The 24,180-nt window shown below is 68.9% G+C and carries 27 protein-coding genes, 1 tRNA gene and 2 pseudogenes; 16 read left to right on the top strand and 14 right to left on the bottom strand.

The features are described 5' to 3' along the window. Positions 1-143 precede the first annotated feature (143 nt). Positions 144-338: an antitoxin gene (locus ACIRJR_RS36345; RefSeq protein WP_403788933.1), complete on the bottom strand. Its 195-nt coding sequence runs from the start codon at positions 336-338 to the stop codon at positions 144-146. A gap of 312 nt (positions 339-650) precedes the next feature. Between ACIRJR_RS36345 and ACIRJR_RS36340 the strand changes: the two genes are divergently transcribed. Then, the gene (locus tag ACIRJR_RS36340) at positions 651-1,481 is read left to right on the top strand and encodes an SAM-dependent methyltransferase (protein WP_403788931.1); all 831 of its coding nucleotides are present in this window, start codon (positions 651-653) and stop codon (positions 1,479-1,481) included. A gap of 34 nt (positions 1,482-1,515) precedes the next feature. Then, a complete protein-coding gene (locus ACIRJR_RS36335; protein WP_403788929.1) occupies positions 1,516-2,805 on the top strand; it encodes an FAD-binding protein in 1,290 nt (429 codons plus the stop codon). Positions 2,806-2,849: 44 nt separating this feature from the next. On the opposite strand, the gene ACIRJR_RS36330 is transcribed toward ACIRJR_RS36335, so the two are convergent. The 3 genes from ACIRJR_RS36330 to ACIRJR_RS36320 all read right to left on the bottom strand — a co-directional run bounded on the left by ACIRJR_RS36330 (position 2,850) and on the right by ACIRJR_RS36320 (position 5,336). After that, on the bottom strand, positions 2,850-3,839 hold the full coding sequence (locus ACIRJR_RS36330; protein ID WP_403788927.1) for an MASE1 domain-containing protein: 990 nt from the start codon (positions 3,837-3,839) through the stop codon (positions 2,850-2,852). A 69-nt stretch (positions 3,840-3,908) separates the two neighbouring features. Then, on the bottom strand, positions 3,909-4,742 hold the full coding sequence (locus ACIRJR_RS36325; RefSeq protein ID WP_403788925.1) for a PP2C family protein-serine/threonine phosphatase: 834 nt from the start codon (positions 4,740-4,742) through the stop codon (positions 3,909-3,911). A 105-nt stretch (positions 4,743-4,847) separates the two neighbouring features. Further along, on the bottom strand, positions 4,848-5,336 hold the full coding sequence (locus tag ACIRJR_RS36320) for a MarR family winged helix-turn-helix transcriptional regulator (RefSeq protein ID WP_403788923.1): 489 nt from the start codon (positions 5,334-5,336) through the stop codon (positions 4,848-4,850). 111 nt (positions 5,337-5,447) lie between these two features. Here ACIRJR_RS36320 and ACIRJR_RS36315 point away from each other — a divergent pair, with 111 nt between their 5' ends. Next, complete coding sequence (locus tag ACIRJR_RS36315) at positions 5,448-5,858, top strand: organic hydroperoxide resistance protein (protein WP_403788921.1); 411 nt, start codon at positions 5,448-5,450, stop codon at positions 5,856-5,858. A 45-nt stretch (positions 5,859-5,903) separates the two neighbouring features. Here the strand turns inward: ACIRJR_RS36315 and ACIRJR_RS36310 are convergent. After that, a tRNA-Trp gene (locus ACIRJR_RS36310) sits at positions 5,904-5,976 on the bottom strand. 161 nt (positions 5,977-6,137) lie between these two features. On the opposite strand from ACIRJR_RS36310, the gene ACIRJR_RS36305 reads away from it, so the two are divergent. After that, positions 6,138-6,299 (top strand): hypothetical protein, encoded by a 162-nt coding sequence (locus ACIRJR_RS36305; RefSeq protein WP_403788919.1) that lies wholly within the window; start codon positions 6,138-6,140, stop codon positions 6,297-6,299. Between the two features lie 99 nt (positions 6,300-6,398). Next, the gene (locus ACIRJR_RS36300; protein WP_403788917.1) at positions 6,399-7,031 is read left to right on the top strand and encodes a GDSL-type esterase/lipase family protein; all 633 of its coding nucleotides are present in this window, start codon (positions 6,399-6,401) and stop codon (positions 7,029-7,031) included. A gap of 38 nt (positions 7,032-7,069) precedes the next feature. Here ACIRJR_RS36300 and ACIRJR_RS36295 read toward each other — a convergent pair. Further along, positions 7,070-7,546 (bottom strand): annotated as a pseudogene (locus ACIRJR_RS36295) (ATP-binding protein); the annotation flags it as partial. Positions 7,547-7,746: 200 nt separating this feature from the next. Here ACIRJR_RS36295 and ACIRJR_RS36290 point away from each other — a divergent pair. Together ACIRJR_RS36290 and ACIRJR_RS36285 are read left to right on the top strand one after the other, a co-directional pair. Continuing rightward, positions 7,747-7,983, top strand: a complete 237-nt coding sequence (locus ACIRJR_RS36290; RefSeq protein ID WP_403788915.1) for a DUF397 domain-containing protein — start codon at positions 7,747-7,749, stop codon at positions 7,981-7,983. 117 nt (positions 7,984-8,100) lie between these two features. Next, positions 8,101-9,009, top strand: a complete 909-nt coding sequence (locus ACIRJR_RS36285; protein ID WP_403788913.1) for a helix-turn-helix domain-containing protein — start codon at positions 8,101-8,103, stop codon at positions 9,007-9,009. Positions 9,010-9,043: 34 nt separating this feature from the next. On the opposite strand, the gene ACIRJR_RS36280 is transcribed toward ACIRJR_RS36285, so the two are convergent. Continuing rightward, complete coding sequence (locus ACIRJR_RS36280; protein ID WP_403788937.1) at positions 9,044-9,859, bottom strand: SAM-dependent methyltransferase; 816 nt, start codon at positions 9,857-9,859, stop codon at positions 9,044-9,046. A gap of 396 nt (positions 9,860-10,255) precedes the next feature. Between ACIRJR_RS36280 and hemC the strand changes: the two genes are divergently transcribed. The 3 genes from hemC (at position 10,256) to ACIRJR_RS36265 (ending at position 12,758) form a co-directional block, all read left to right on the top strand. Beyond that, entirely contained in the window at positions 10,256-11,191 is a 936-nt protein-coding gene (gene hemC, locus ACIRJR_RS36275; protein WP_403788911.1) for a hydroxymethylbilane synthase, read from the top strand. Between the two features lie 682 nt (positions 11,192-11,873). After that, positions 11,874-12,317, top strand: coding sequence for an SRPBCC family protein (locus ACIRJR_RS36270; protein WP_403788909.1), 444 nt, complete (start codon positions 11,874-11,876; stop codon positions 12,315-12,317). Positions 12,318-12,371: 54 nt separating this feature from the next. Beyond that, positions 12,372-12,758, top strand: a complete 387-nt coding sequence (locus ACIRJR_RS36265; protein ID WP_403788907.1) for a VOC family protein — start codon at positions 12,372-12,374, stop codon at positions 12,756-12,758. Here the strand turns inward: ACIRJR_RS36265 and bla are convergent. From bla to ACIRJR_RS36250, 3 genes are all read right to left on the bottom strand, one after another. Beyond that, positions 12,746-13,714, bottom strand: coding sequence for a class A beta-lactamase (gene bla / locus ACIRJR_RS36260; RefSeq protein WP_403788905.1), 969 nt, complete (start codon positions 13,712-13,714; stop codon positions 12,746-12,748). The two genes, ACIRJR_RS36265 and bla, sit on opposite strands and share 13 nt — an antisense overlap. A gap of 489 nt (positions 13,715-14,203) precedes the next feature. Then, positions 14,204-14,848, bottom strand: coding sequence for a dihydrofolate reductase family protein (locus ACIRJR_RS36255; RefSeq protein ID WP_403788903.1), 645 nt, complete (start codon positions 14,846-14,848; stop codon positions 14,204-14,206). Between the two features lie 248 nt (positions 14,849-15,096). Further along, positions 15,097-16,068, bottom strand: a complete 972-nt coding sequence (locus ACIRJR_RS36250) for an SDR family NAD(P)-dependent oxidoreductase (RefSeq protein WP_403788901.1) — start codon at positions 16,066-16,068, stop codon at positions 15,097-15,099. Positions 16,069-16,131: 63 nt separating this feature from the next. Here ACIRJR_RS36250 and ACIRJR_RS36245 point away from each other — a divergent pair, with 63 nt between their 5' ends. Next, the gene (locus ACIRJR_RS36245; RefSeq protein ID WP_403788899.1) at positions 16,132-16,698 is read left to right on the top strand and encodes a TetR/AcrR family transcriptional regulator; all 567 of its coding nucleotides are present in this window, start codon (positions 16,132-16,134) and stop codon (positions 16,696-16,698) included. Positions 16,699-17,146: 448 nt separating this feature from the next. On the opposite strand, the gene ACIRJR_RS36240 is transcribed toward ACIRJR_RS36245, so the two are convergent. The 3 genes from ACIRJR_RS36240 to ACIRJR_RS36230 all read right to left on the bottom strand — a co-directional run bounded on the left by ACIRJR_RS36240 (position 17,147) and on the right by ACIRJR_RS36230 (position 19,971). Beyond that, the gene (locus tag ACIRJR_RS36240) at positions 17,147-17,572 is read right to left on the bottom strand and encodes a BrxA/BrxB family bacilliredoxin (RefSeq protein WP_403788897.1); all 426 of its coding nucleotides are present in this window, start codon (positions 17,570-17,572) and stop codon (positions 17,147-17,149) included. A gap of 665 nt (positions 17,573-18,237) precedes the next feature. Further along, positions 18,238-19,359, bottom strand: a complete 1,122-nt coding sequence (locus tag ACIRJR_RS36235) for a GNAT family N-acetyltransferase (protein ID WP_403788895.1) — start codon at positions 19,357-19,359, stop codon at positions 18,238-18,240. Between the two features lie 51 nt (positions 19,360-19,410). Then, positions 19,411-19,971, bottom strand: coding sequence for a GNAT family N-acetyltransferase (locus ACIRJR_RS36230; RefSeq protein ID WP_403788893.1), 561 nt, complete (start codon positions 19,969-19,971; stop codon positions 19,411-19,413). Positions 19,972-20,114: 143 nt separating this feature from the next. Here ACIRJR_RS36230 and ACIRJR_RS36225 point away from each other — a divergent pair, with 143 nt between their 5' ends. From ACIRJR_RS36225 to ACIRJR_RS36205, 5 genes and pseudogenes are all read left to right on the top strand, one after another. Continuing rightward, positions 20,115-20,603, top strand: coding sequence for a GNAT family N-acetyltransferase (locus ACIRJR_RS36225; protein ID WP_403788891.1), 489 nt, complete (start codon positions 20,115-20,117; stop codon positions 20,601-20,603). A 457-nt stretch (positions 20,604-21,060) separates the two neighbouring features. After that, positions 21,061-21,604, top strand: a pseudogene (locus ACIRJR_RS36220) (GNAT family N-acetyltransferase). 105 nt (positions 21,605-21,709) lie between these two features. After that, entirely contained in the window at positions 21,710-21,856 is a 147-nt protein-coding gene (locus tag ACIRJR_RS36215) for a hypothetical protein (protein ID WP_403788889.1), read from the top strand. Between the two features lie 508 nt (positions 21,857-22,364). After that, positions 22,365-22,496 (top strand): hypothetical protein, encoded by a 132-nt coding sequence (locus ACIRJR_RS36210; protein WP_403788887.1) that lies wholly within the window; start codon positions 22,365-22,367, stop codon positions 22,494-22,496. Then, positions 22,484-23,206: a tyrosine-type recombinase/integrase gene (locus tag ACIRJR_RS36205; protein WP_403788885.1), complete on the top strand. Its 723-nt coding sequence runs from the start codon at positions 22,484-22,486 to the stop codon at positions 23,204-23,206. Before ACIRJR_RS36210 ends, ACIRJR_RS36205 begins: the two co-directional genes overlap by 13 nt. Before the next feature lie 88 nt (positions 23,207-23,294). Here ACIRJR_RS36205 and ACIRJR_RS36200 read toward each other — a convergent pair whose 3' ends face one another. Then, positions 23,295-24,137 (bottom strand): transglutaminase-like domain-containing protein, encoded by an 843-nt coding sequence (locus ACIRJR_RS36200; RefSeq protein ID WP_403788935.1) that lies wholly within the window; start codon positions 24,135-24,137, stop codon positions 23,295-23,297. Positions 24,138-24,180 lie beyond the last annotated feature (43 nt).

The raw sequence follows: 24,180 nt of genomic DNA, 5'->3' as shown, positions 1-24,180 counted from the left end.
CCGCCGGGCCCCCGACGCGCGGGGTAATATCTCCCCCCCCCCCCCCCCCCCCCCCCCCCGGGGGCGGGGCCCCCGGCGGGGGGGGGGGGGCCCCCCCCCCCCCCCCCCCCCGCGCCGGTGTGACGTGGGACGACGTCCGGTGATCAGGAACGGGGAGTGTCGCCCTGGTCGCGGTCCGAGCCGAGCTGCCGCTTGAGCTTGTCCTGGCCGGTGTCGACATGCTTGCCGTACTTGCCCTGGGTCCGGTCGTCGATCATGTCTCCGGCCTTGTCGACACCCTTCCCGGCCTGGTCCTCGTGGCCCTTGAGCATCTTCTTGATCTTGTCCATCGCGGACATGGCGGATCCTCCTCGCCCTCGGCTTTCCCCCCATCCAGGGTTACCGCAGATCGCCGGGTCCGCATCCGCGAGCGGGTCCCGGCGGTCCGCACGGCTCCCGACGTGTGAAGGGCGCCTGGGTGGGCAGATACCGGGTTACCAGGAGGAGGTGGTGGCCGTGGGCCGCATCCAGATCGTCCGCCGTCCGCAGCCCCCCACGGGGCCGCCCCCGCTGGATCTGCGAACGCCGTCCGGGCGTCCTCTGCCGTACTGAGCCCGACGCGCTCCCGGGCGTGCGACCGCTCCGCCGACACGGGGTGTGAGGCTTCCGACATGGGCGATGACCGACAGCCACCCGATGACCGACAGCGACAGCCGCCGGCCGACCGGCTGCGCACGGACGTGCCGCACTCGGCCCGTGTCTGGAACTACCTCCTCGGCGGCAAGGACAACTATCCCGCCGACGCCGAGGCGGGCGAGATGATCATCCAGGCCTTCCCGGACATCGCGAGCATCGCGCGTGACCAGCGCGCCTTCCTCGCCCGCGCCGTCCGCTTCCTGACCGGGGAGGCGGGCATCCGCCAGTTCCTCGACATCGGTACGGGACTGCCCACGGCCAACAACACGCACGAGGTCGCCCAGTGGATGGCTCCGGAGTCCCGGGTCGTGTACGTCGACAACGACCCGCTGGTCCTGACGCACGCCCGCGCCCTGCTGACCAGCACCCCGGAGGGAGCGTGCGCGTATGTCGACGCGGACGTACGCGACACCGGCCGCATCATCGAGGAAGCCGCCAGGACCCTCGATCTCCGGCGTCCCGTCGGCCTGATGCTTCTCGGCATCCTGGGACAGCTGCCCGACGACGAGGACCCCTGGGCCCTGGTCGCCCGCCTGATGGCGGCGCTACCGTCCGGGAGCCACCTCGCCCTCGCGGACGGCACGGACACCAGCGACACGATGACCCGTGCGATCGAGGCGTACAACGCGCATTCCGCGAGCGCCTACCACCTGCGCGACCCGGACCGGATCGCCGCGTTCTTCGACGGACTGGAAGTCGTCGAGCCCGGCGTCGTCAGGACGTCGGACTGGCGCCCCGACCCCGGCCGGGGCTCCCAGGACACCCCACCGTCCCACGCCGTCAGCGGTGTGGGGCACAAGCCCTGATCCCGGCGACGGCCGGAGCGTAAGCTCCGGAAGCATGATCGACCATTCCGCGCATGCCGCGTCCGGTCCCCAGACGAACTGGGCCGGCAACATCACCTTCGGCGCGAAGCAGCTCCACACACCCGCCTCGATCGCCGAACTCCAGGACATCGTGGCGGCCGGGACGGCCTTCAGGGCGCTGGGTACGGGCCACTCCTTCAACACCGTCGCCGACACCGAGGGCGCGCTCATATCGGTCGCCGGTCTGCCCCGGTCCATCGAGATCGACCGGGAGGCCCGGACGGCGACGGTGAGCGCCGGTCTGCGCTTCGGGGAGCTGACCGGGGTGCTGCACCGTGCCGGGTTCGCCCTGCACAACCTGGGCTCGCTTCCCCACATCTCCGTCGCGGGAGCCTGCGCCACCGGCACCCACGGATCGGGCGTGGGCAACCGCTCCCTGGCCGGCGCGGTAAGGGCCATGGAGTTCGTCACCGCGGACGGCGGAATCACGTCCCTGGCGCGCGGCGAAGCCGGCTTCGACGGTGCGGTCGTCTCTCTGGGGGCGCTGGGCGTGGTCACCCGGCTGACCCTCGATCTCGTACCTGCGTTCGAGATCCAGCAGTGGGTGTACGAGGGTCTTCCGCAGGAGCAGTTGCTCGGCCGGTTCGACGAGGTCATGTCCGAGGCATACAGCGTGAGCCTCTTCACCGGCTGGCACGGGGGCCCGCTCGACCAGGTCTGGCTCAAGCACCGGGTCGCGGGCGAGGGTCCCCGCACCGCACCGCAGGAGTGGCACGGGGCGACGCTCGCGCAGGGGCCCAGGCATCCGGTCCCCGGTGTGGCGGCCGAGCACTGCACCCAGCAGCAGGGGGTCCAGGGCCCCTGGCACGCCAGACTGCCGCACTTCCGCCTCGAATTCACCCCGAGCAACGGGGAGGAACTGCAGTCGGAGTACTTCGTCGCCCGGCACGACGCCGTGGCTGCCTACGAGGCGCTGGACGAGATCCGGCAGCGGTTCTCGCACCTGCTGCAGATCGGTGAGATCCGCACCGTGGCCGGCGACGACCTGTGGCTCAGCCCGGCCCAGGGCAGGGACTCAGTGGCGTTCCACTTCACCTGGGTGCCTGACACCGTAGCCGTCACACCCGCCCTCGGGGCGATCGAGGAGGCCCTGGCCCCGTTCGGAGCCAGGCCGCACTGGGGCAAGGTCTTCACCACGCCCCCCGGCGCGCTGCGAGAGCTGTACGGCCGTTACGCCGACTTCGAGCGGCTGACCGCCCGGTTCGACCCCACAGGCACCTTCCGGAACGACTTCCTGGCGCACCACTTCCCGCGTTCCGCCTGAGAGGCACGCCGCTCGGCACGGGCCGGGGCGAGGACGAGAGGTCCTTACTCCCGCCCGCCCCGGGGCCCGTCGGACCATCCCTCTGCCGACGGATGCGGGGCAAGCTCCTCCACCAGGGCGGCCAGCTCCTCGCAGGCCACCTCGGTCTCGTGGCGGATGTTGTTGTGCTCGGTCACGATCGCCGCGAGCAGGAGAGCCGTGAGCGCCACGCAGCCGTTGAGGATGCACAGGTTGAGCATCACCTCGAGCACCGAGTGGCCCTTGAACGGGCCCACGCCGTCCGTCCCCGCGACGATCGCGACCACGGAGACGAACAGGGCGCACGGTGCGCTGCCGGCCAGCTGGAACCGGAGCGCCGCCCACACGAGGACGGGGAAGACGAGATAGATCATGGACAGCTCACTCCTGGTGGCGACCGCTGTCACCACCAGGGTGACGGCCGCGAGAGCCAGGGCCTCCGGCCACGGGTCGTCCAGCCGGGGCAGGCGGGCCGTGCGCATGACCAGCAGCAGCGGGGTGACCATGAGCACGCCCATCGCGTCCCCCGCCCACCAGGCGGACCAGACCTGCCAGAAATCACCCGCGGGCAGTGCTCCGCTCAGCATCTGTACCCCCGTGCCCACAGTGGCGCTGATGAGCATGCCGCCCAGAGCTCCCAGGAAGACCAGGGCGACCCCGTCCCGCAGGCGGTCCAGCTCGGTACGGAACCCCACGGCACGCAAGGCCAGGTATGAGCACAGAGGGGCCAGAGCGCTGCCGGCGGAGACAGTGAGGCCCCAGTAGGTGAAGCCGTCGCTCATCGAGATGACGGTGCACACCGAACCGAGGGCGATCCCGGGCCAGACGCGGATCCCCAGGTAGAACAGCGAAGCCAGGGCGATGCCTGACGGTGGCCACAGCGGGGTGACGACCGCCCCCTCCACCACGACCTGTCTGCGGAGACCGAGCTGTCCCGACGCGTAGTAAGCAGCGGCGATGCCCAGCATCTGCAGCACGATCACGGTTCGGCGTCTGGCCTTTTCGCTGCGGATCACGCATCTCATAAGACACCGCTCGCGACGGAGGGCCGTCGGTGACACGCGCGGCTGGACCGGCTCGCGTGCTCACCCCGGCTCCGGGACGGCGGCGTCGTGGCGCAGGACGAGCACGGCCGCGTCGTCCTCGTGGCCGGTGAAGACCGCGGCACGGAGCACCCGGTCGGCCAGTTCCTCGGCGTCAGCGCGTGCGTAGGCGCTCACCACGCGCCTCACCCGGTCCAGACCGTCGTCGATGGACAGCGACGGCCCTTCGATGACTCCGTCGGTGAGCAGGACGAACGCGCCGTCGACAGCCATGTCGCGCCGGGTGACGGGGTAGTGCTGACCGGACTCGATGCCGAGCGGAAGGCCGCCGGCGTCGGCGGTGATGCCCGAGCGCCCGTCGGTCGTCGCCCAGACGGACGCGACGTGACCCGCGCGGGCGCTCCTCAGCTCCCGCGTGCGCGGATCCAGCCTGAGGAACGAGCAGGTGGCGAAGAGAGTGGAATCCATCGAGAGGATCAGATCGTTCGTGCGGCCCATGACCTCACCGGGATCGGCCGACGAACTGGCGATGGCGCGCATGGCGATCCTGATCTGCCCCATGAAGGCCGCCGCTTCGACGTCATGTCCCTGGACGTCGCCGATGGCCAGGCCCAGTGCCCCGTCCGGCAGGACGAAACCGTCGTACCAGTCGCCGCCGATGTCCAGCCCGTCGCGCGCGGGGGCGTAGCGAGCAGCGGTCTGAAGTCCCGGAAAGGCGGGCAGCGCCGCCGGCAGCATCTTGCGCTGCAGGGCCTGGGCCAGCTCGACACGGGCCTGGTGCAGCTCCACCTCCTGCCGGGCACGGGCAGTGAGATGCTGCAAGGTGCTGAGCAGGTCCTCGGCGCTCGCCGACCGGGGAGTTCGACGCCGGTTCATGGGCCGCTCCGCGTTGCGATAGTTCCTGCATCATATTTCGGCCCCGGAACTACGGCGAGTGCTGTGCGGCCCCTGCGCCCGCTCCGCCACAGGGGCGGACGAGGGTCAGCCGGCGGTGGTCCGTCCCAGGGACGCGGTGAGCCGCCCCAGCGTCTCCTGCAGGGCGAGAACCTCCTGGACCGACATCCCCGTGGCTTCCAGGACCGAGCGGGGGACCGGCAGGGCGCGCTCGCGCAGCCCGGCCCCGGCCTCCGTCAGGTGGACGGTCACCGACCGCTCGTCCTCCGGGCTGCGCTCACGCCTGACGAGACCGGCCGACTCCAGCCGTTTCAGCAAAGGCGACAGCGTGCCCGAGTCCAGGTGCAGTCGCTCTCCGATCGTCTTGACGGGAAGCGGACCGTGCTCCCACAGGACCATCATCGCGAGGTACTGGGGGTATGTGAGGCCGAGGCCCTTGAGTGCTTCACGGTAGACGCCGCCGAACGCGCGAGAGGCCGCCTGCAGCGAGAAGCAGACCTGATGGTCCAGCCTGAGCAGCTCCGTGTCCGGCAGTTCGGTGAGGTCGGGGGAGGCCGGGGCAGGTGGTGGCGTCATGTGTCCAGGTTAGCCTGCCGTCCGCGATTGGGTTGTGTGCAATTTAATTGTGTGCCACTCTCATGGTGTGGCCGGTCCGCGGTCACCGTCGTACGAGAGAAGGCCATCACCATGGACGCGCTGTACACCGCTGCCGCCACCGCGAACGGCCGTGAAGGCCGGGCAGTGAGCTCGGACGGACAGATCGACCTCGCGCTCGCCCTGCCGCCGGCGCTCGGGGGTAACGGGGAGGGCACCAACCCGGAGCAGCTCTTCGCCGCCGGATACGCCGCGTGCTTCGCCAGCGCCATGAGCTCGGTCGCCCGCGAGATGAAGGTCGACACCAAGGACGTCTCCGTGACGGCCGAGGTCTCGATCGGCAAGGACGACACCGGCTTCGGGCTCTCGGTCGTCATGCGTGTCGAACTGCCCGAGGCGCTCGAGGGAGAGACCGGCCGGCGCCTGGTCGAGGCGACGCACGCCTACTGCCCCTACTCCAAGGCCACCCGCGGCAACATCGACGTCGAGCTCGTCATCGAGTAGCCGTACCCGGTTCCCCGCCCGTCGCCGCGCGGGGAACCGGTCACGCAGGGGAGGCAGGAGTCGAACCTGCGGCATCCGGTTTTGGAGACCGGCGCTCTGGCCTCTGAGCTACACCCCTCGGTGCGCACAGCCTCGCAGTGGCCGCCGGAGCCGGCAACGGGTTTTCGCCTCGTCCGGGACCGTTGCACGGGTCCGCTCTCCGGCTCTCCTGGGCGAGCGCGTACACTCGGCTCCCGTTTCCGCTGATTGGCGGGCATAACCGATCGATAGGCAGTTCACGTGAGTTTCGCAGAGGCATCCGACGCACCGATCTACGCCGGACTGGTGGAGGAGCAGGGCGACGTTCCGGCCGAGGTCCGGCGGGTGGCCGAGGAGACGCTTCTGGAGGTGGAGAGCGTGCTGGACTTCAGTGCGCTGCGCGTCCCGGCTGCGGCCCGTTAGGCCTGGTCCGGGCGTGCCGACCCGGACGGGATCATGTCTGCTGTTCCTGGGCAGGATCATTTCCGGCGTCCACCGGATCCTCACCGTACGGAGCACTGCGTGACCATCAGCCTGCATCGCTCGGCAACCGTCCTGTTCCAGGGCGACAGCATCACCGAGGTGGGCAGGCTGGTGGAGCCGGACAGCCCACTGGGCAACGGCTACGCCCGGAAGGCCGCCGACCGTGTGCGCTCCGCGCGGCCGGACAGCGGCATCACGTTCGTCAACCGGGGGGTCGGCGGCGACCGCATCGCGGACCTGCGGGCCCGCTGGCGTGAGGACGCCTTGGAACTCCGGCCGGACGTGGTGTCCGTCCTGATCGGTGTGAACGACACCTGGCGCCGCTACTGCTCCGGATCCGTCACCTCGGCCCGCGCCTTCGAGGACGACTACCGCGCCATCCTCACGCAGGTACGCGACGAGCTGGATGCCCAGCTCATCCTCATCGAACCCTTCCTCGTGCCGGTGCGGGACGAGCAGTGGGCCTGGCGTGAGGACCTCGACCCCAGGATTCAGACGGTGCGGCGGCTGTCCCAGGAGTTCGGCGCCGCACTGCTGGCGGCGGACGGACTGCTCAACCAGGCGGCGCGCGCCGCCGGCGGCGCCGAACACATCGCGGGTGACGGAGTCCATCCCACCCCGCTCGGGCACACGCTGCTGGCGGAGGCCTGGGCGGCGCTGGCCGGGCTGTAGCGTCCGAAGGCCCGGCCGACGGCGATCCTGGCCCAGACGGTCTTGCCCGTCCCGGTGGGTCGGCACCAGCCCCAGGAACTGCTCAGCGCGTCGATGATGCGCAGGCCCCGGCCGCGTTCGAGGGACTCGTCCGCCTGCCGCAGCACGGGTACCTCCAAACTGGGATCGTTCACCGCGCAGACCAGTGACCCGTCCTGGCGCGCGAGACCGAGCCGCGCCGTGGACCGTGCCGCGGTGGCCTCGAGCCCGTGGCAGACCGCGTTGCTGACCAGCTCACCCGCGACCAGGGCGATGTCGTCCGCGCAGGAGCGCAGCCCCCAACGCTCGACCGCGTCGCGGACGAACGCGCGCGCCTGCCTCAGGCTCTCGGGGTCCGCACCCAGTCCTCGCGTGGTGAATCCCGGAGCCTCGATGCCGAGATGGCGCGCCAGCTCCTCGTGCGGATCCGCCCCGGCCCCGGCCGCCCCGGTCGCGCTCTCTGCCGCTGCGTGACGTGATGGTCTCTCCGCGTACATGAGCGCTGATCACCCTTTGCTGAAGGCTGGCCGGTGGTCCCGTGGTGCCGGACGGCCACTAGTATCACCGCCGTCCGCCCCCTGGGTGCAATTGCATCCGGAATTGCACCCAGGGGTGTGAGCAGGGGACACCTGTTCACCCGGTGCGGACCCTGGTGCCTCACCAGGGTGTGTCAGCACGACGACAAGGAATGGACCACATGCAGCAGTTCGACAACGGTGTTCCCGCCAACTCCCTTACCGGTGTGCAGTGGAGGAAGAGCCATCACAGCAATCCCAGCGGGAACTGCGTCGAGATGGCGCTGCTGCCCGGCGGGGAAGTGGCCGTGCGCAATTCCAGGCATCCCGAAGGCCCCGCCCTCGTGTACACCGGGGACGAGGTGCGCGCGTTCCTCGCCGGCGTCAGGGACGGCGACTTCGACACCATGACCGGCTGAACTCGCAGCCGTACGGGCAGAATACGGACAGTCGGGCAGCGGACTCCCGCAACGGCCGGGCCTCACGGTGCCGCTGATGGCACACTGTCGTCAAGGCGCCCGTCCTCAGGAGTCCGCATGCCCGGCATCGAACCGCTTCAGCCGTCAGGGAAGCCGACGCTCGCTCCGGCCGCAGGGGCAAGTCCTACAGCGCTGCGCCTGGTTCTGGGGGCACAGCTGCGACGCATGCGGGGAGAGGCAGGCATCACCCCGGATGTCGCCGCGGTCCGCATCCGGTGCTCGACCGCCAAGATCAGCAGGCTGGAGACGGGGCACTCCCCGTGCAAGGAACGCGACGCGGCCGACCTTCTCGCGCTCTACGGTGTGACCGATCCGGCCAGGACCGCCGAGTTCATCGACCTGGTGCGCAGGGCCGGTCAGCGCGGATGGTGGCGCAACTACGCCGACGTGCTGCCGGACTGGTTCGAGCCCCTCGTCGGCCTGGAGGAGGCCGCCGCCTCCATCCGCACGTACGAGGGGCATTACGTTCCGGGGCTCCTGCAGACGGCCGACTACGCCCACGCGGTGGTGCGCTCGGGGCACACCCTCGAATCGGAGGAGATCACCCGGCGCCGTGTCGAACTGCGTCTCAGACGCCAGGAGTTGCTGCGGCGGCGTGATGCTCCGAAACTCTGGGTGCTGCTGGACGAGGCGGTGCTGATGCGTCCGACGGGCGGCGTCCGGGTGATGGGCGAACAGCTCGGTCATCTGCTGGAGATGACCGAGCTGCCTCACGTGACCGTGCAGGTGGCCCCCTTCGAGGTGACCGCCCACACGTCTCCCGGCAACGCGATCACCTATCTGCGGTTCGCCATGGAGGGGCTTCCCGATGTCGCGTACATCGAGCACCTGACCAACGCCACGTCCGTGAACAAGCAGGAGAGCACGGACGAGTACCGGTGGATCCTTGACTCGCTCAGTGCCCAGTCGCCGAGCCCGGCCGAGAGCCGGGACATGCTGAGGAAGGCCCGCGAGCGCTACGCCTGAGCGCCCGGCCCCTCGTGTCCCGACGCCGGGAGCCTCACCACTTCCGGCCGACGCCGCCGTACTCGATCCACTCCTGGGTCGCCTGCTTCGGCGCCAGATCCGAGTCGGGCCGCCAGGTCGACACCTCCACCAGGCCCGGCTCCAGCACGTCCAGGCCGTCCAGGAAGCCGTGCACGTCTTCCTGGCGCCGCACCCGCCCCCACTGGTTCCCCGTGCTCTTCGCCATGAAGTCCGTGACGAAGTCGCGGGTGGCCGCGTCCTCGCTCACCAGCTGACACACCACCAGGAAGCTCCCCGGAGCGAGACGGGCTGCGACCCGGCGCACCAGACCCGCCGGGTCGTCCTCATCCGGGATGCAGTGCATCACGGACACGAAGAGGGCGGCCACCGGCTCGTCGAAGTCGATGAGACGGCGCACCTCCGGGTGACCCAGGATCCCGGCGGTGTCGCGCATGTCCGCCTGGATCACCGCGGTCCTGTCGTTCTCCTCGAGTATGGCCTTGCCGTGGGCCAGCACGATGGGGTCGTTGTCTATGTAGACGACCCTGGCACCGGGATCAACGGCCTGGGCGACCTCGTGGACGTTGTCCTGGGTCGGCAGGCCGGATCCGTGGTCGATGAACTGGCGGATCCCGTACTCGGACGCCAGATGGTGGACGACACGCCGCAGGAACCGCCGGTTGTTCACCGCCAGGACCTTGGTGCTCGGCACGACCTCCAGCAGCTGCTCGCACGCGACCCGGTCGGCCGGGTAGTTGTCTTTGCCACCCAGGTAGTAGTCGTACATCCGCGCGACGCTCGGCACGTTCACGTCGATGTTCTTCGGAATGGAGGTGTCCCCGTTGCTCATCCAGCCCCTCGCGGTTCGAAGAGAGAAGTCGATGTCCTTGGAGGTCATGCTAAGGATCTCGCCGGGTGGCTGACAGTCCACTGACGGGTGAGGCAAGGCCACGGACATTCGATTCAGCCACGTACGGACGAGGGCAGGATTCCGGACTGCCCGGTCTTCCGGTGGTGATGCGGGGAATCGCGGGCTGCTGCGCAGCAACTCGCCCTGGTAGAAGCGTGATTGTCATGCATCCGGAAGACATCGAGGCCTGCCCTCGGTGTCCTGGCGCAGCCGCTCAATGCGGCTGGAACTCGACGGTGCGCTCTCCCCGGTCCGTGTCGCGGCGGCTGCGAAGAGGGCGGCCCCGACCGCGTGGGACGCGAGCCGTGAAGGCTCCGGGCGGTCTATCGTGGTGCCATGTCCGCCCCTGAGCTGATCCGTATCGTCTCGCGCGACTCACCCATGGCCCTGGCCCAGGTCGAGCGAGTCAGGGCCGAATTGGCGGCCCGTCATCCCGCCACCGTCACCGAGGTCGTCCCCGTCAGGACCACGGGAGACAAGTGGATGGGAGACCTCTCGAAGGTCGAAGGCAAGGGAGCCTTCACCAAGGAGGTCGACGCCGCCCTGCTGGCCGGGGACGCAGACCTGGCCGTCCACTGCGTCAAGGACATCCCCGCCGACCGCCCGCTGCCCGCCGGTACGACGTTCGCCGCCTTCCTCGAACGCGACGACATCCGCGACGCCCTGGTCCACCCCGGCGGCCTCACACTCGACCAGCTTCCCGACGGAGCGCGCATCGGCACCTCGTCCGTACGCCGTGTCGCGCAACTGGCCGCATCGCATCCTCACTTGAACTGCGTCCCGTTCCGCGGGAACGCCAACCGGAGGCTCGCGAAACTCGCCTCGGGGGAGGTGGACGCACTTGTGCTGGCCGTCGCGGGGCTCCATCGCATCGGCCGTACCGAAGTGATCAGCGAGATCCTCGCCCCGGAGGTCATGTGTCCTCCGATCGGGGCAGGTGTCCTCGCCCTGCAGTGCCGCGCGGACGACACGGTGACCATCGACGCCGTGAGCCCGCTCAGCCACCCCGGGACCTACCGGGAGATCACGGCCGAGCGCATGTTTCTCCACGTCCTCCAGGGTCACTGCAACTCTCCCATCGCCGGGTACGCCACGGCTCATCGCAACGGAGATCTCTCCCTGCGCGCCTGCGTGTTCACTCCCGACGGCAAGACCGTGCTCAACGCGCACGAGTGGGCCGGCCCGCTCGATCCCGCCACGCTGGGCACCTCCGTGGCCGTCACCCTGCTGCGCCAGGGCGCGCGCGAACTGATCGACTCCATCGCCCACTGAACCCGGCCGCCAGGAGCACGGGCTCGCGGCCAGACGTGAAGTCGGGCGGGTGAACGGCCCGGCGGAGAGTCCGCCGGCCGGCACAGCTCGGACGCTGAGCCGTGCCGGCCGGTGGGCGGAGCTGCTCGAGAACGAAATCGGCACCACGACGATTTCGTCCGGCTCGACAGCCACGTCCGGCCCCGGGCAGCACTCGGAGACGGCCGGCAGGGGCAGGCCGGCCGGAGCCCGGGGGCCTGCGGTCCAGGGCATCAGCTGACGCGCGGTGGGGGAGGGCGAGGGCCCGAGAGGTGTCCGAAGACGGATCCCTCCGTCGCGCAAGCGCGTAGTCATCTCGCACCACGAACTCCCCTCTTCTGCACGGCCGTCGGACACCCGACGGCACAGGGCACCGCAGATCCGGACGGGTGCGAGGCGGCAGACGGAAGTGTGCGGAAGAGGAACGGGCGGCCATCGTGTCCGGCACGCCCGTCCCCGTCCGGCCGCGTGGCCTGCGAAGCGGCCCGGCCGCTGCGCGTGCGACGGCGGATCGCCCGGCTCGCCGTGGTCACCGACACCCGATTGCCTGCCGGATCGGCGTGTCCGGCTGCCGAGCGGCGTCCGACCCCGGACCCTGGGAAGCAGCGTCACCCCGGGTGTGCTGCGCGCCGTGTGCCGCGCCCGTCCAACGAGAGGATCCTCCATGGCCCGGTTCGAGGCGACGGTGGACATCGACCGCCCCGTCGAAGAGGTGTTCGCCTTCCTTGCGGACGGCGAGAACGACAGGCAGTTCAGCCCACGCGTCCAGGACATCTCCAAGGACCCGGCCGGCCCGACGGTGGTGGGCACCGTGTACCGCAGTACGGTGAAGGACGCCGGTATGACGACCAGCCGTGAGTTCCGGATCAGTGAGCTCGTCGCCCCGACGCGCATCCGCTGGAACGAGCTGTCGGCCAACCTGGTGACGGCCCGGGAAGGCGGCTACGACCTCGAGTCCCTGCCGGACGGCCGGACGAGGGTGCGGATCTTCAACGAACTGGAAGGCCACCGCGTGGGCAAGCTCCTCGTCGGGATCGCCGCCGCGGCCGCGCGGAAGGACGCCCCGGCCTTCGGGCAGCGGATCAAGGCCGCGGTCGAAGCCTCCTGAGCCGGAGGCCTGGAGGGCGTCCCTCCGGCGGAGCGTTCCGCGTAGGGTCGGATCATGGTGCATGTACTGAGCAGCAGGGTATTGCTGAGGCCCGGTGACCCCGAGGTCTCACGCGACTTCTACGGACGGACGCTTGGACTCCCCGTCTACCGCGAGTTCGGCACGGGACCCGAGCGGGGCACGGTGTACTTCCTCGGCGGCGGCTTCCTCGAGGTGTCGGGGCGCTCTGACGTGCCGCCGACAGAGACGCTGCGGCTCTGGATGCAGGTCGATGACTGCGCGGCGGCACACGAGGAGGTGGCGGGCCGCGGGGCACACGTCCTGCGCCCGCCCCTGCAGGAGCCCTGGGGGCTCATCGAGATGTGGATCGCCGATCCGGACGGCCACCGCATCGTCCTGACCGAGGTGCCCGCCGACCACCCGCTGCGCTACCGCCCCTGAGCCTCCCCTGGCGAGGGCCGGTCCACCTCGGCGAGCGCGCCGAGCGCGACGCGGGCCGACTGCGCGATGAGCGCGTCCTGCGGCCTCGCTCCCCGGTTGTCGCGCCGGGAGAGCACGGCGAGAACGATCGGCGCGGCGTCCGGCGGCGTGACCACCGCGATGTCGTTGCGCGTGCCGTAGCCGCCCGTACCTGTCTTGTCGCCCACCACCCATCCGGCCGGGGTGCCCGCACGGATCGTCGTGTCGCCGGTGGTGTTGCGCAGCAGCCAGTCGGTCAGCAGGTCACGTCGGTCCGCGTCGAGAACATCCCCCAGAACGTAGGTGCGCAGATCAGTGGCCAGGGCGCGAGGAGTGCTGGTGTCGCGGGGATCTCCGGGCGCGGCTTCGCTGAGATCGGGTTCGTAGCGGTCGCACCGGGTGGTTCGGTCACCGAGTGCGACGAGCGAGCTCTGCAGGGCTCGAGGGCCACCGAGCTCGCGGAAGAGGAGATTGGCAGCGGCGTTGTCGCTGTAGCGAATGGCCGCGTCGCACAGTTCGCGCAGGGTGAGGCCGGTGTCCACGTGCTGCTCGGTGATCGGGGAGTTGGCGACCAGGTCACCGGATCCGTACCGGACGCGCCGGTCGAGCTGCTGGAGCGTATGACGGTCCAGCAGAGCGCCCGCCAGTAACGCCTTACAGGTGGAGGCGTACGCGAAGCGCTCGTCGGGGCGGTAGGTGACGGACAGACCGCTTCCGGTGCTCACGGCGTACACGCCCAGCCGGGCGTCGAACTTCCGTTCCAATTGCTGGAAGGCCGGTGCCGTACGAGGCACCGCCCGTGCGGAGCGCGAGGGCCCGGCTCCTGAGGGAGCCGGTGGGGCGGCGGCCGGTGCGGGCGACTCGCACCCGGCGAGCGGAAGGGCCGCGAGGCCGGCCAGTGCGGAGAGCGCGGCACGGCGGGGGAGAGAGGTGGGCACGAGGCAGAAGACTTCCTGAGTCCGGGGGACCGCCGCACGGCCGGTGGAGAATCCGCCCCGGACCGCATGGGCGGTCGGTGCGTGCGCGCTGCCGGCGGCTTGCTGACCCTTCCCAGACTAGGGCGAGTGATCCTCGTCGCCCGGTGGCCCGCCTGCCGTGTCGTGGGGGAACGGACCCCGGACGGTCAGGTCGGTGCCCCGGGCGCTCCGGCCGTTCCATGGCGCCGGGGCAAGCGTACGTTCCGTGGTCAACGCGTCGCGGCACTCTGTGTTCACCGGATTGCCGATGCCTGCGTGGCCATCATTCGTCGGCGAGCCCGGCCACGTCGCTCAGTCGGTGAAGGCACCGTCCATCAGGTTCAGCGGTCTCCCCGGTCGGCTGTGACAACGGCGAAGGTGGCACCGCCGCGGTGAGGGAGGTTCGTCCTGTCGGGCTTCGAGGGGTACGAGTGGGAGAACGGAACCGAGTGAGGCCCGCGTAGGCGGTTGCTACGCCCGGGTGAAAGTCAGGTGCGTGACGCCGCTGGGGGTTGTCACGGACTCGGTCCGAAAACGCTTCTCGAGTCCTTCGCATCCGTCCCACAGCCGCTCGCCACGGCCCAGGACGACCGGGACGACGGCGATGTGCAGATGATCGACGAGGTCTTCGACGAGGAACTCGCGGACCGTGGCCGGGCCGCCTCCGATCCTCACGTCCAGGTCGCCTGCGGCCTCACGCGCCTGACGGAGTGCCTCCTGCGGCGTGGCGTCGATGAAGTGGAATGTAGTGCCGCCTTCCATCTCCACCGAGGGGCGCGGGTGATGGGTCAGAACGAACACCGGCGTGTGAAAAGGCGGATTGGGCCCCCACCAGCCGTTCCAGGCGTCGTTCTCCCACGGCCCGCGCTGGGGGCCGAACTTGTTGCGGCCCATGATCTCCGCTCCGACGCCGACATCCCAGGTGCCGGCGATGGCGTCATCGGCCCCGGTGTTCCCGCCCGGCTTGCCCAGCATCTGCTGGAAGGTCCTGGTCGGGAAGAACCACTCATGGAGCCGAGTACCGGCGTGGCCGAACGGGGTGTCGAGACTCTGCCCCTCACCAGTGGCGAAGCCGTCGATCGAGATGGAGAAGTTGTGGACCCTCACGCGGGACATTGCACGGACTCCTGCCCTCGAAGCGATGTGATGGCGAACTGCAGTCACTGACCGTGAGTGAGCCTAGGCTCGGTGACAGCAGCATGCAATCACCGGAGGTGGGCATGCGAGACGAGCCGAGGTCCGGGTGCGCGATCAACGCGCCCGTGGAAGCACTCGGGGGACCGGGGGAGCCTCGTCGTCCTGCGTGACGTGCTTGCGGCGGGCGCCGACGCTTCCGCGAGTTGCTCTGCTGTGGCGTCGAGAGGTCAGACGCGGAGCAGGTCGGTCGAGACCGTCCAGAGGCGCTTGGCGGTGGCGGGATCCAGCGCCCATTCCTTGACACCGTGCGGGTGCTGCGCGAGGTCGGCGTCGTTCGTCACGGTGTAGGCCTCTTGAGAATCGTCGAGGTAGTGGCCTCCGGAGTGCGCGAACTCCGGGGCGACGGCCGCCACGATGCTGGTGGCAGCCCCCTGCTCGACCGTTTTGTACGTGAAGACTCCGGCGGTTTCGGCCGCATCGAGCGACTCCTTCTGTTGCGTCGTGAAGTTCCGCTGCAGTCCCGTCGCGACACCGCCGGGGTTCACCGCATTGGCAATGATGCCGTCGGACGCCCAGAGACGACTTGCCTCGACGGCGAATAGCGAGTTCGCCGTCTTCGACTGGGCATAGGCAATCTGCGGATCGTAGTTGCGACGCTCGAAGTGGAGGTCTTCGAAGTCGATGCCGGCACGCATGTGCGCCGTCGAACTGACCGAGACGATCCGTGCTCCGTCGCGGTCTGCCGCTCCCAGGGCCAGGGCGTCATGAAGGCCGGCGGCGAGGGCGAAGTGGCCAAGGTGGTTCGTCGCGAATTGCAGCTCCCAGCCCTCACGCGTGCGTTCGAGGCCACCAGTGACCACGCCCGCATTGTTGATCAGCAGGTGCAGCGGGCCGTCCCACGCGTCAACGAATCGCGTGACGGTGGTCCTGTCGGCAAGGTCGAGCCGGACGGCTCGGGGCTGTATCCCTCCGGTCGATTTCTCGATCGTCTCAGCGACGGCGTCCCCCGCCGTCGTGTTCCGGACAGCGAGCGTCACCTCCGCCCCGGCAGCGGTCAACGCACGAGCCGTCTCGATCCCGATTCCGGAGGAAGCTCCCGTCACGATCGCGCGGACGCCGGTGAGGTCGACGCCCCGCAGTACCTCGTCCGCGGTGCTGGAGGCGGTGAAGGGCATGGAGATGGGTTCGCGAGTCGTCATGACGGCGACTATACTTACTAGTCTTGATTTGTATGGTAAGATTCTCGCTCGTATGCTGGGTCCATGAACAGTCCCGCCGCCAGCCACCCGCCGTCGACAGCCGCCGACCGTCGGACCATGGTTCTGGACTCCGCCATGGTCACGTTCGCGCGATTCGGATACCGGAAGACCTCGATGGAGGAGGTGGCGCGGGCGGCGGGCATCTCCCGGCCCGGGCTCTACTTCCTCTTCTCCTCGAAGGAGAGCCTGTTCCGTGCCGCCGTCACCCAGGCATTGGAGCGCGACATCACAGCGGTCGAACACGTCCTGGCCGACACCGGCCGACCCCTTGCGGAGCGCCTCCTCGATGCGTTCGACCAGTGGGCGGGCCGCTACATCGGCCCGCTGACACGCGATGTGGCGGTGGTCATCGAGGACAACCCCGGCCTCCTGGGGGAGATCGTTGAGACCACGCCGCAACGTTTCGAGCAACTGATCACAGACGCGATCGCCGTCGAGGCGGGACAAGCGGCGGCCCGCCAAGTCGCCCAGACGATGATCAGCACATCGACCGGCCTCAAGCACCAGGCCGCATCGAGGGACTTCTACCTCGAACGACTGGAGGTCGCCATCGATCTCCTGGTGCGCTGAAGACGCTTTCCGAAGCCGCGGGAGAGAGCCAGGCCGAACAGCCAGGTCCGCCCGCCCGGCCAGAACTGGCACCGATCCTCCGCCACCCGGCGATCCTCCGGCACCCGGAACGTACGCCAACCCGGCACGCTTCCGACCCTGTTCGATCCGCTTCGACACGTCGACCCACCAGGGAAGATGGCGCAGGCGATCAGCTCATCTCGCCGACTGAGAACGCATCAGCTCTGGCACGGGGAGTCGGAGTGGCTTTGTTCATGAGAATAGTTCTGGCTCGACTTCTGTGGCGCCGGCTTGGCGTGCTGGCTCGCTGACCATGGAAAGCAGACCTCACTTCTCCCCACCGGCAGTCTCCGCCGGGACGAGCAGCGCATGGTCGCTCGGTTACGGGCAGGGTGACCCTGTACGCCCAGGGTCACCCTTGTCCGGGGAAGAGGTGCCGGGCGCGCTGCTACTGGCCGAATTCGTCGAAGGCGGCTTCGAGGTCGGCGGCCAGGCTCTCGGCGTGGCGGCCTTCGATGCGGTGACGGGGGACGAAGTGGACGAGTTCGCCGTCCTTGAAGAGGGCGAGGGAGGGGTGAGACGGCGGGATGTCCGGGAAGTAGCTGCGCATCTGCTGGGTGGCTTCGACGTCCTGCTCGTCGAACACGGTCAGCAGCCGGTCAGGGCGCTTGGCGTCGCCCTCCAGGGCGAGCCTCACGCCGGGCCGGGCAATGGCGGCGGCGGAGCCTTGGACGGAATTGAACACCACCAGGGTCATGCCGGTGGCGGCTTCCTTCATGGCGCGGTCGACGTCGTCGGCGGTCAGGAGCTCGACGAAGCCGATGGAGGCCAGCTCGTCCCGAAACGGCTTGACCAGCAGAGGGGAGTACGGCATGCCTATCGAATCCTTACTGAGAGCGACAAGTGTCTACTCAAAGTACCGGCATGGGGGCTTGCCGTGAGTGAGGCCGCTCCACCGATCAGTGCGTGCCGCAGCGCCGTCTCGTGGTCCGTGGCGGCTCTCGTCATCACGGCCCGCTACATGACGCGCTGACGACCTACATGAGCCATCACCACAGAAGTTGAGCCAGAACCCATTCTCATGAACAAGCCATCGGAGGGACCAGCGGCCCGTGAGGAGTGTCGGCGTAGTAGCCGGTCACCTCCTCGGCCTCGGCTCTGATCTCAACCGTCCCATCGCTGCGATGTGAAACTATGTCGTCTTGCATCCGCTCCAACCGGCGCTTTCCATAACGTTCGACGATTCACGCGAAAGGGACGACCGCGCGGTCGAATCGCAGGCCCGGATCCCATGCGTGAGCCTGCAGAACTTTGAACAACGCGTCATCGTCCACCTCTTGCCTGGCCTTCGTGCTGGGCTCAAGGCGGAGTCGCGCAGGTACGCCGTAAGAAGAAGAGGGCCACGCGTCGTCAGCCTGCTGCCGCGCTTCGAATGCCCCCAGAAGCCGGGCGCATTCGACCACTCAGCGGAGAGTACTGCTCCGCGCAGTTCCGCAGGGGCCCGGCGGAAGGCGACCATGGACGCGAAGAGCCGGCCTGTCACATGAAGGAGAAGCGCGCCGCGGCTTCGGCAGGAGTGGCCCCTTGCTGGCGGCCGGGGACGTCGTGAACGGCGTGTGCGCCCTCGGAGCGCAGTCGGCCCGCTTCACCATGCCGGGCCATGTCCGCGGCGAAGGCGTGGACGTCGGCCGTGGTGATGTCGGTGCGGCACCGCCCCGCGTGCTGATCGAGGAGCGTGCCGAGGTCCGGGGCGAATCGCAGCATGGTCACCGGCGCGTTGAAGCGCCTGGCGAGGAGGACGAGGCGAGCGCGCGCCCCGGGGGTTACGTTCGTGGACTCAGCGATCGCCGTCCGTCCGCAGGCGAGCCGGGCGACGATCCGGCGGTCACGCTCCGCGAAGATGCGGGCGTCTGCCGCGTCGGTGTTCATTTCGGCAGGTGAGGTACCGAAGAGTTCCGCACGGATCTCGTCGCTGGACACTACTGCGCCCTCGTCGACGTGCCCGCGCGCGATCAGAGCCCGCACGAAGCTGGTCTTGCCCGAAGCGGGCGGACCGACAAGGACCACGAGTCCCGCCGGCACTCGGATCGGCCCGGCCCCGGCCGGTGCGAGCGGCTTCGGTCGGAGGTCGCCCGCCCGGTGCGGGGCGGGCAGGTCGCGGACGTACTGGTCGAACCGGTCACCGTCCGTGCCCGAGGCTTGCCCGACGTAGGTGAAGCCCGCCCTGTGGGCGACCGCGGCGGAGCCCGTGTTGTCCGGATCCACCTGGATCACGGCCTGATCCGCACCTTCGGCTGCCGCATATCGGCATACCAGGAGGACTGCGCGGGTCGCCAAGCCCTGACCACGCCAGGCGGGGTAGAGCCCGTAAGCGACGTTCACCTGCCCAGTGCTGAGCCCGGGCATCTCGAACCGGAGGTCGATCGTTCCCGCGAGTGCCCGCTCGGCTCCGACACGGATCCCGAAGGCGCGCAGCGGTCCACCGGTAGCCCACTGCTCCGTGCAGTGGCGGATGTACCTCGCGGTGCCGGCCTGAGTTCCCGGTCCGCCGTTCAACCAGCGCACCAAGAGGTCGTCCTCGCCCGCCAAGTGGGCCCGGACATCATCAGGGCCCAGCGGCGACAGGATGACATTGCCGTCGGCCGACGTCAGATCACACATGCCACGACTTTCCGCGCTTGATCGCTCGTCATGCAAGCGAATAGGCCGTTCCTACGGAGTCTCGGCAGCCGGCAGGTTCGTCCGTCCCGAGAGAGACGCATCAGTCGGGGCCGCTCGTGGCGGACCGATGTGTGGAGACCTGCACTCCATCAGCAACCGGCCACCCCACGGGCCGACGGGGCGAAAGCCCGCCTTCCTCCATGCCCTGACGGCCCTGCGGTTGGACGCTTCAGGATCGACGGTCACCCTGTCCCATCCCGCGAAGGTAAGAAGGTGACGTACGAGGGCTCGGGCGGCGTCCGGGCCGTACCCCTGACCCTGTGCGTGAGGCAACAGCACCATGTCGATGCCGCCTTCGTGAGGGCCGGCGGTGACGTACTGGGCGTACCCCAAGGGATCGACGCCCTTGAGGACCAGCAACGACACCACGGCGGGACGCCGCCTTCCGATGTACTTGGCGGCCACTTCCCCCCGGGTGAGAGGCCGTCCGCCCCAGTCGCGGACGAACTCGGGATCGGCGAACCACGCGGCAAGCAGCGACAAGTGCTCTTCCGTCGCGGGGATGAGCGAGGTTGCCCCGCCCACGATGCCGCCCGCTGGCGTGTCCTTCATGGAAAGCAGACCCCTTTCGTCATGAGTCCCTCCATTCTTCCAGCGCGGGAGCGGTGTGGAGAGGAGACGACGCGAAGCGAGGAAATCTGTGTTGCACCGATTCCGGGCGAGGGAGAATACTGACACCTCGGGGGTGGTCCGAAGTGATCAGTGTTGCGCTGGGACTGACTGTGCGGGATCTGGTGCACTCAGACCTCGCGTCGTGCGGCTGGGCAGGCTCCGCCCGCCACCTTGACCGCGTCGCGGAGCAGTTGGACCGCAGAGCGCACGGCGATGTCGACTATCTCGCCGTCTGTGCCCGCGCCGACATTCCGATCGCCAAGGGCGGTGTCGACTACCGGGCCAAGGACGGCGTGGGAACGCTGTGGCAACTCGCTGTCCACCCGGCCCTGCAGTCCTGCGGTGTGGGAACTGTTCTCATCGAGGCTGCGGAGCAGCGGATCAGGAGCCGAGGGCTGCGTCAGGCGGAGCTGGGTGTGGAGGAGGACAATGCTCGTGCCCGTGCCCTCTACGAGAGGTTGGGCTACCATGCCTACGACCGCCAACCGGACGCATGGGACGAACAGGCCCCCGACGGAACACTCCTGCGTCACGAAACGATGTGCACCATGATGCGCAAAGACCTGTCGTAAGGCATCGCCTTTCGGGGCGAGTCACGCCACCACCGCGATGTGGAGCACGGTTCCCCCGACCGGTCCGGACCTGGAGTTGTATGTGCGGTCGCCGCTCATGACACGGCCAGACGTCGCGTAGGAGTGCAACAGGCCGGTGTGGGGCAGTCCGGGGTGGTGGACGAGACCCCTTCGAGGAGGCGGACACCCCTCTGGCTCCCTCGCATCAGATGACCCGCGTACGGCACCGGCCACTTGGCCTCGACGGATCCGGTCTCCCTCGGGGCGTGGCTCAGGAACGGGCTCCACTCGGCGTGTTGCCCGTCTGTCAGCTGTATCCGGAGGCAGAGCGGTGGGCGAGTTCCGCTTTGACACCGTGGAGCGTCACCTGAAACGTCGGGGCCGGCATTACGCGTACCCACGTCGCCAGACCCGTCCGGAGCCTGCTGTCCGGTGGGTGTGCGATTGGTTGTCCGCCATGACCGGACTTGGACCCGTCACCTGGCCACCTGCCCCGATACGGACCGCACGGCTTGTGCTCCGGGAGTCCGAAGCCCGGGACCGTGCGGTGTTCATCGAGCTGTTCGCCTCACCGGAGGTACGCACTTACCTCGGTGGCCCCCGACCACGTGATGAGCTCCAGCAGGCCGTGCCGGAGGTGCCCGGGCGCCGTCCCGGCCTCTTCGTGATCGACCTCGGCGGAGCGATGATCGGCATGGTCGAGCTCGACCGGCGCGACGCGTCCGGGGCACGTCAGTCCAGGGGGAGGCGAGGCCGAACTCGGTTACACGTTCCTGCCCGAAGTGTGGGGACGCGGTTACGCCGCCGAGGCGTGCGCAGCGGCAATGGCTTGGCTGGCCGGCGTGCTCCCCGGCGAGCCGGTGGTGCTATGCACCCAGACCGCCAACGACCGCTCGATGCGCCTCGCGACCGAGCTGGGTTTCACTGAGGTGGAGCGGTTCAAGGAGTACGGCGCCGAACAGTGGTTCGGCGTATGGACCCCGGACACTCCGCCAGCTTGAGCTCCTGCCAGGCAGCGTGACGGGTTCACGTGGTCCCGTGCACGGCCGGTTGGAAGGGATCGGTGATGATCCCGGCCGAGGCGCTTCGCATGCCGACTGTCGTCCATGCCCACGTCGACGTTGGATGCCGTCACCGGGTTCGTCGCACAGCCGACATTCGCGCAGGGCGCGGAACCCCACCTGGCCGCCTGCGCGCACGACGTGTGCGCTCTGGCGCAGTGGATCACGCTCCTTGCCGACCGGTGGCCGTGACCGGCGGGCAGGCATGCAGAGCGGACAGGTCATGGCGTCAGGACCTTCGGTGCGGATCCGATCTGCTGAGGCTCCGAGCACGACGAACCGCTCCCGCAGCAACTCCACCTCGTGCTGCTCGGCATGAACCGGATCGGATTGCTGACGCAGCACCTCGACGACGCACCTTGGTCCCCGTCCTCCCGCAGCTCGTCCGCGCCGCCGAGGACCGGCTGTACCGCGCAACGCTCCTCCTGGAGGCGGCCCGATCCGCGAAGCCGGGCGAAAAATTAGCCATCGAGGATCTGCGCTCTCGACGCACCGGTCGGGAAGGCAGCCACTGGCGGCCCACCGCGCTGTGCATTATCCCGGCCGACGAGCCCGGCCCGCGGTTCGACGCGAGGAGAACAACGCCTTCTGGACCTGGGCCGGTATCGAGGTGCTGCGACGCACCGGGGCCAGGATCGAGGAACTGCTGTAGCTCACCCACCTGAGCCTTCGCCAGTACCAGGCGCCCACCGGCGAGACGGTGCCGCTGCTGCAGATCAGCCCGTCCAAGACCGACCGCGAACGCGTCATCCCCGCCGACCCGGACCTGGTCGCCGTACTCGCCAGAATCATCCGCCGCATCAAAGCTCCGACGAGCGGGTGCCGCTGCTGAACCGGTACGACGGCTACGAGAGGGTCTTCGGCCCGCCGTTGACGCATCTGTTCCAGTGCCCCTCCCAGCACAGGCTGCAGGTCATCTCCGCCAACCGCATCCGCGAGCTTCTCACCGACCTTGCCCTGCGGTCCGGCATCGTCGACGTCGACAGGACACCGCTCAGGTTCACGCCCCACGACTTCCGCAGAATCTTCTCCACGGAGACCGTCAACGGCGGCCTGCCGATCCACATCGCCGCGAAGCTACTGGGCCACCTCGATCTCAACACGACCCAGGCATACGTCGCGGTTTATCCCGAGGAGGTCATCCGTCACTACCGGCAGTTCGTCGACCAGCGCCGGACCCACCGCCCCAGCGAGGAGTACCGCGAGCCGAGCGACACCGAGTGGCAGGAATTCCGCGACCACTTCAGCCTCCGCAAGGTTGCCCTCGGCACCTGCGATCGCCCCTACGGAACCCCCTGCCAGCATGAAAACGCCTGCATCAGATGCCCCATGCTCCGCCTGGACCTGGCCCAGGAACCCCGGCTGCTCAAGATCGACGTACACACTCACCAGCGCCTCGGGGAAGCCAAATGGATGCAGTGGCTCGGCGAAGTCGCCGGACTGCAGGAGAGCCTGCGACACATCGCCACCAAGAAACAGCAGGCCGAACGCCTCCGAGCCCAAGCCGGTCACGGCGAAGCCGGCGTCGAGGCACCCGGCTAGTCACTGCCACTCCTGGGGAGCCAGTCAGCATTCCGTCGTTTAGGCCAACCACCCAGCAGGTGGTGAAGCGCATGTCCGGCCACCTGCATCACCGGAGTGTGACTTCGCTCGGACCGTTGAATGGTGCCAAGGACAGCACCGTCTTCGGCGTCCGCAGCCCCTCATTCTCCGCGAACAGCTTCCGCGCCGCGTCGAAGGCAACGTCGTCACACACCACCAGCGAGGTCTGGTCGTACAGCTCACAGGTCGCGTCCGCCATCTCCCTGTCGCCGCCCGCTCCCGCCCCCCAGGTGTCCCACAGCAGCGTCTCCACCTTGTTCAGCGCCGCGAGGTCGATCCGGATGTCGTGGGCCACGAGCCACTCCCCGAACATCGGCCCCTCCTCCGGGAGGTGGAGTCCGAAGGTCTTTGGGTCCGCATCGCCTGCTCGGATGGCCTGCCACGCCTTGCCCGCGACCAGAAAACGGTCGCGCGGCACGTCCATCGGGTCGAAGTCCACTTTCCACGTGTCGCTGACGACCGGGTCGGCCAGCTGCGGATCGGCGAGCAGCCAGCCCCGCTCGTTGTCCCAGTACTCGGTGACCACGTGGTCACCGTGGAATCCGTCCGAGCCGAAGTAGTCGGCGAACCCGGACCGCAGGCGCGCGGGTATCCCCGCATGGCGTAGGAACGAGCAGTACAGCAGCGCGAAGTCGCGGCACACGCCGACGAACCGGTCACCGATCTCACGCCGCTGCGTCAGCGGGGCGTCGTTCCGCTCGATGATGATCCGCAAGATGCCATCGAGATAGCGCGTCTCAGCGTCGTTATGCAGGCGATCCTGCGAGATGACATGGCAGAACAGATCGCCTTCCAGACGATGGACCATCAAATCACGTGCTATTGATCCGAAACGCTTTCGGTGCAGGCTCGTTGATGGTGTGTGAGTGATCTGGTGGGGGATGCGCGGACTTGGTCGCCGGATGCGCAGGAGG

Origin of the sequence: Streptomyces sp. NPDC102402 (genome assembly GCF_044765765.1) — a bacterium.
Classification (GTDB): domain Bacteria; phylum Actinomycetota; class Actinomycetes; order Streptomycetales; family Streptomycetaceae; genus Streptomyces.
The sequence above is the reverse complement of the archived record's forward strand: the minus strand, read 5'-3'. Positions and strand labels throughout refer to the sequence as shown.

Excerpts from the sequence above, each read along its gene's own strand:
- ACIRJR_RS36345 (WP_403788933.1), bottom strand. The coding sequence starts at position 338 with ATGTCCGCGATGGACAAGATCAAGAAGATGCTCAAGGGCCACGAGGAC.
- ACIRJR_RS36340 (WP_403788931.1), top strand. The coding sequence starts at position 651 with ATGGGCGATGACCGACAGCCACCCGATGACCGACAGCGACAGCCGCCG.
- ACIRJR_RS36335 (WP_403788929.1), top strand. The coding sequence starts at position 1,516 with ATGATCGACCATTCCGCGCATGCCGCGTCCGGTCCCCAGACGAACTGG.
- ACIRJR_RS36325 (WP_403788925.1), bottom strand. The coding sequence starts at position 4,742 with ATGAACCGGCGTCGAACTCCCCGGTCGGCGAGCGCCGAGGACCTGCTC.
- ACIRJR_RS36320 (WP_403788923.1), bottom strand. The coding sequence starts at position 5,336 with ATGACGCCACCACCTGCCCCGGCCTCCCCCGACCTCACCGAACTGCCG.
- ACIRJR_RS36315 (WP_403788921.1), top strand. The coding sequence starts at position 5,448 with ATGGACGCGCTGTACACCGCTGCCGCCACCGCGAACGGCCGTGAAGGC.
- ACIRJR_RS36290 (WP_403788915.1), top strand. The coding sequence starts at position 7,747 with ATGCAGCAGTTCGACAACGGTGTTCCCGCCAACTCCCTTACCGGTGTG.
- ACIRJR_RS36285 (WP_403788913.1), top strand. The coding sequence starts at position 8,101 with ATGCCCGGCATCGAACCGCTTCAGCCGTCAGGGAAGCCGACGCTCGCT.
- ACIRJR_RS36280 (WP_403788937.1), bottom strand. The coding sequence starts at position 9,859 with ATGAGCAACGGGGACACCTCCATTCCGAAGAACATCGACGTGAACGTG.
- hemC (WP_403788911.1), top strand. The coding sequence starts at position 10,256 with ATGTCCGCCCCTGAGCTGATCCGTATCGTCTCGCGCGACTCACCCATG.
- ACIRJR_RS36270 (WP_403788909.1), top strand. The coding sequence starts at position 11,874 with ATGGCCCGGTTCGAGGCGACGGTGGACATCGACCGCCCCGTCGAAGAG.
- ACIRJR_RS36265 (WP_403788907.1), top strand. The coding sequence starts at position 12,372 with ATGGTGCATGTACTGAGCAGCAGGGTATTGCTGAGGCCCGGTGACCCC.
- ACIRJR_RS36255 (WP_403788903.1), bottom strand. The coding sequence starts at position 14,848 with ATGTCCCGCGTGAGGGTCCACAACTTCTCCATCTCGATCGACGGCTTC.
- ACIRJR_RS36250 (WP_403788901.1), bottom strand. The coding sequence starts at position 16,068 with ATGACGACTCGCGAACCCATCTCCATGCCCTTCACCGCCTCCAGCACC.
- ACIRJR_RS36245 (WP_403788899.1), top strand. The coding sequence starts at position 16,132 with ATGAACAGTCCCGCCGCCAGCCACCCGCCGTCGACAGCCGCCGACCGT.
- ACIRJR_RS36240 (WP_403788897.1), bottom strand. The coding sequence starts at position 17,572 with ATGCCGTACTCCCCTCTGCTGGTCAAGCCGTTTCGGGACGAGCTGGCC.
- ACIRJR_RS36235 (WP_403788895.1), bottom strand. The coding sequence starts at position 19,359 with ATGTGTGATCTGACGTCGGCCGACGGCAATGTCATCCTGTCGCCGCTG.
- ACIRJR_RS36230 (WP_403788893.1), bottom strand. The coding sequence starts at position 19,971 with ATGAAGGACACGCCAGCGGGCGGCATCGTGGGCGGGGCAACCTCGCTC.
- ACIRJR_RS36215 (WP_403788889.1), top strand. The coding sequence starts at position 21,710 with ATGCCCACGTCGACGTTGGATGCCGTCACCGGGTTCGTCGCACAGCCG.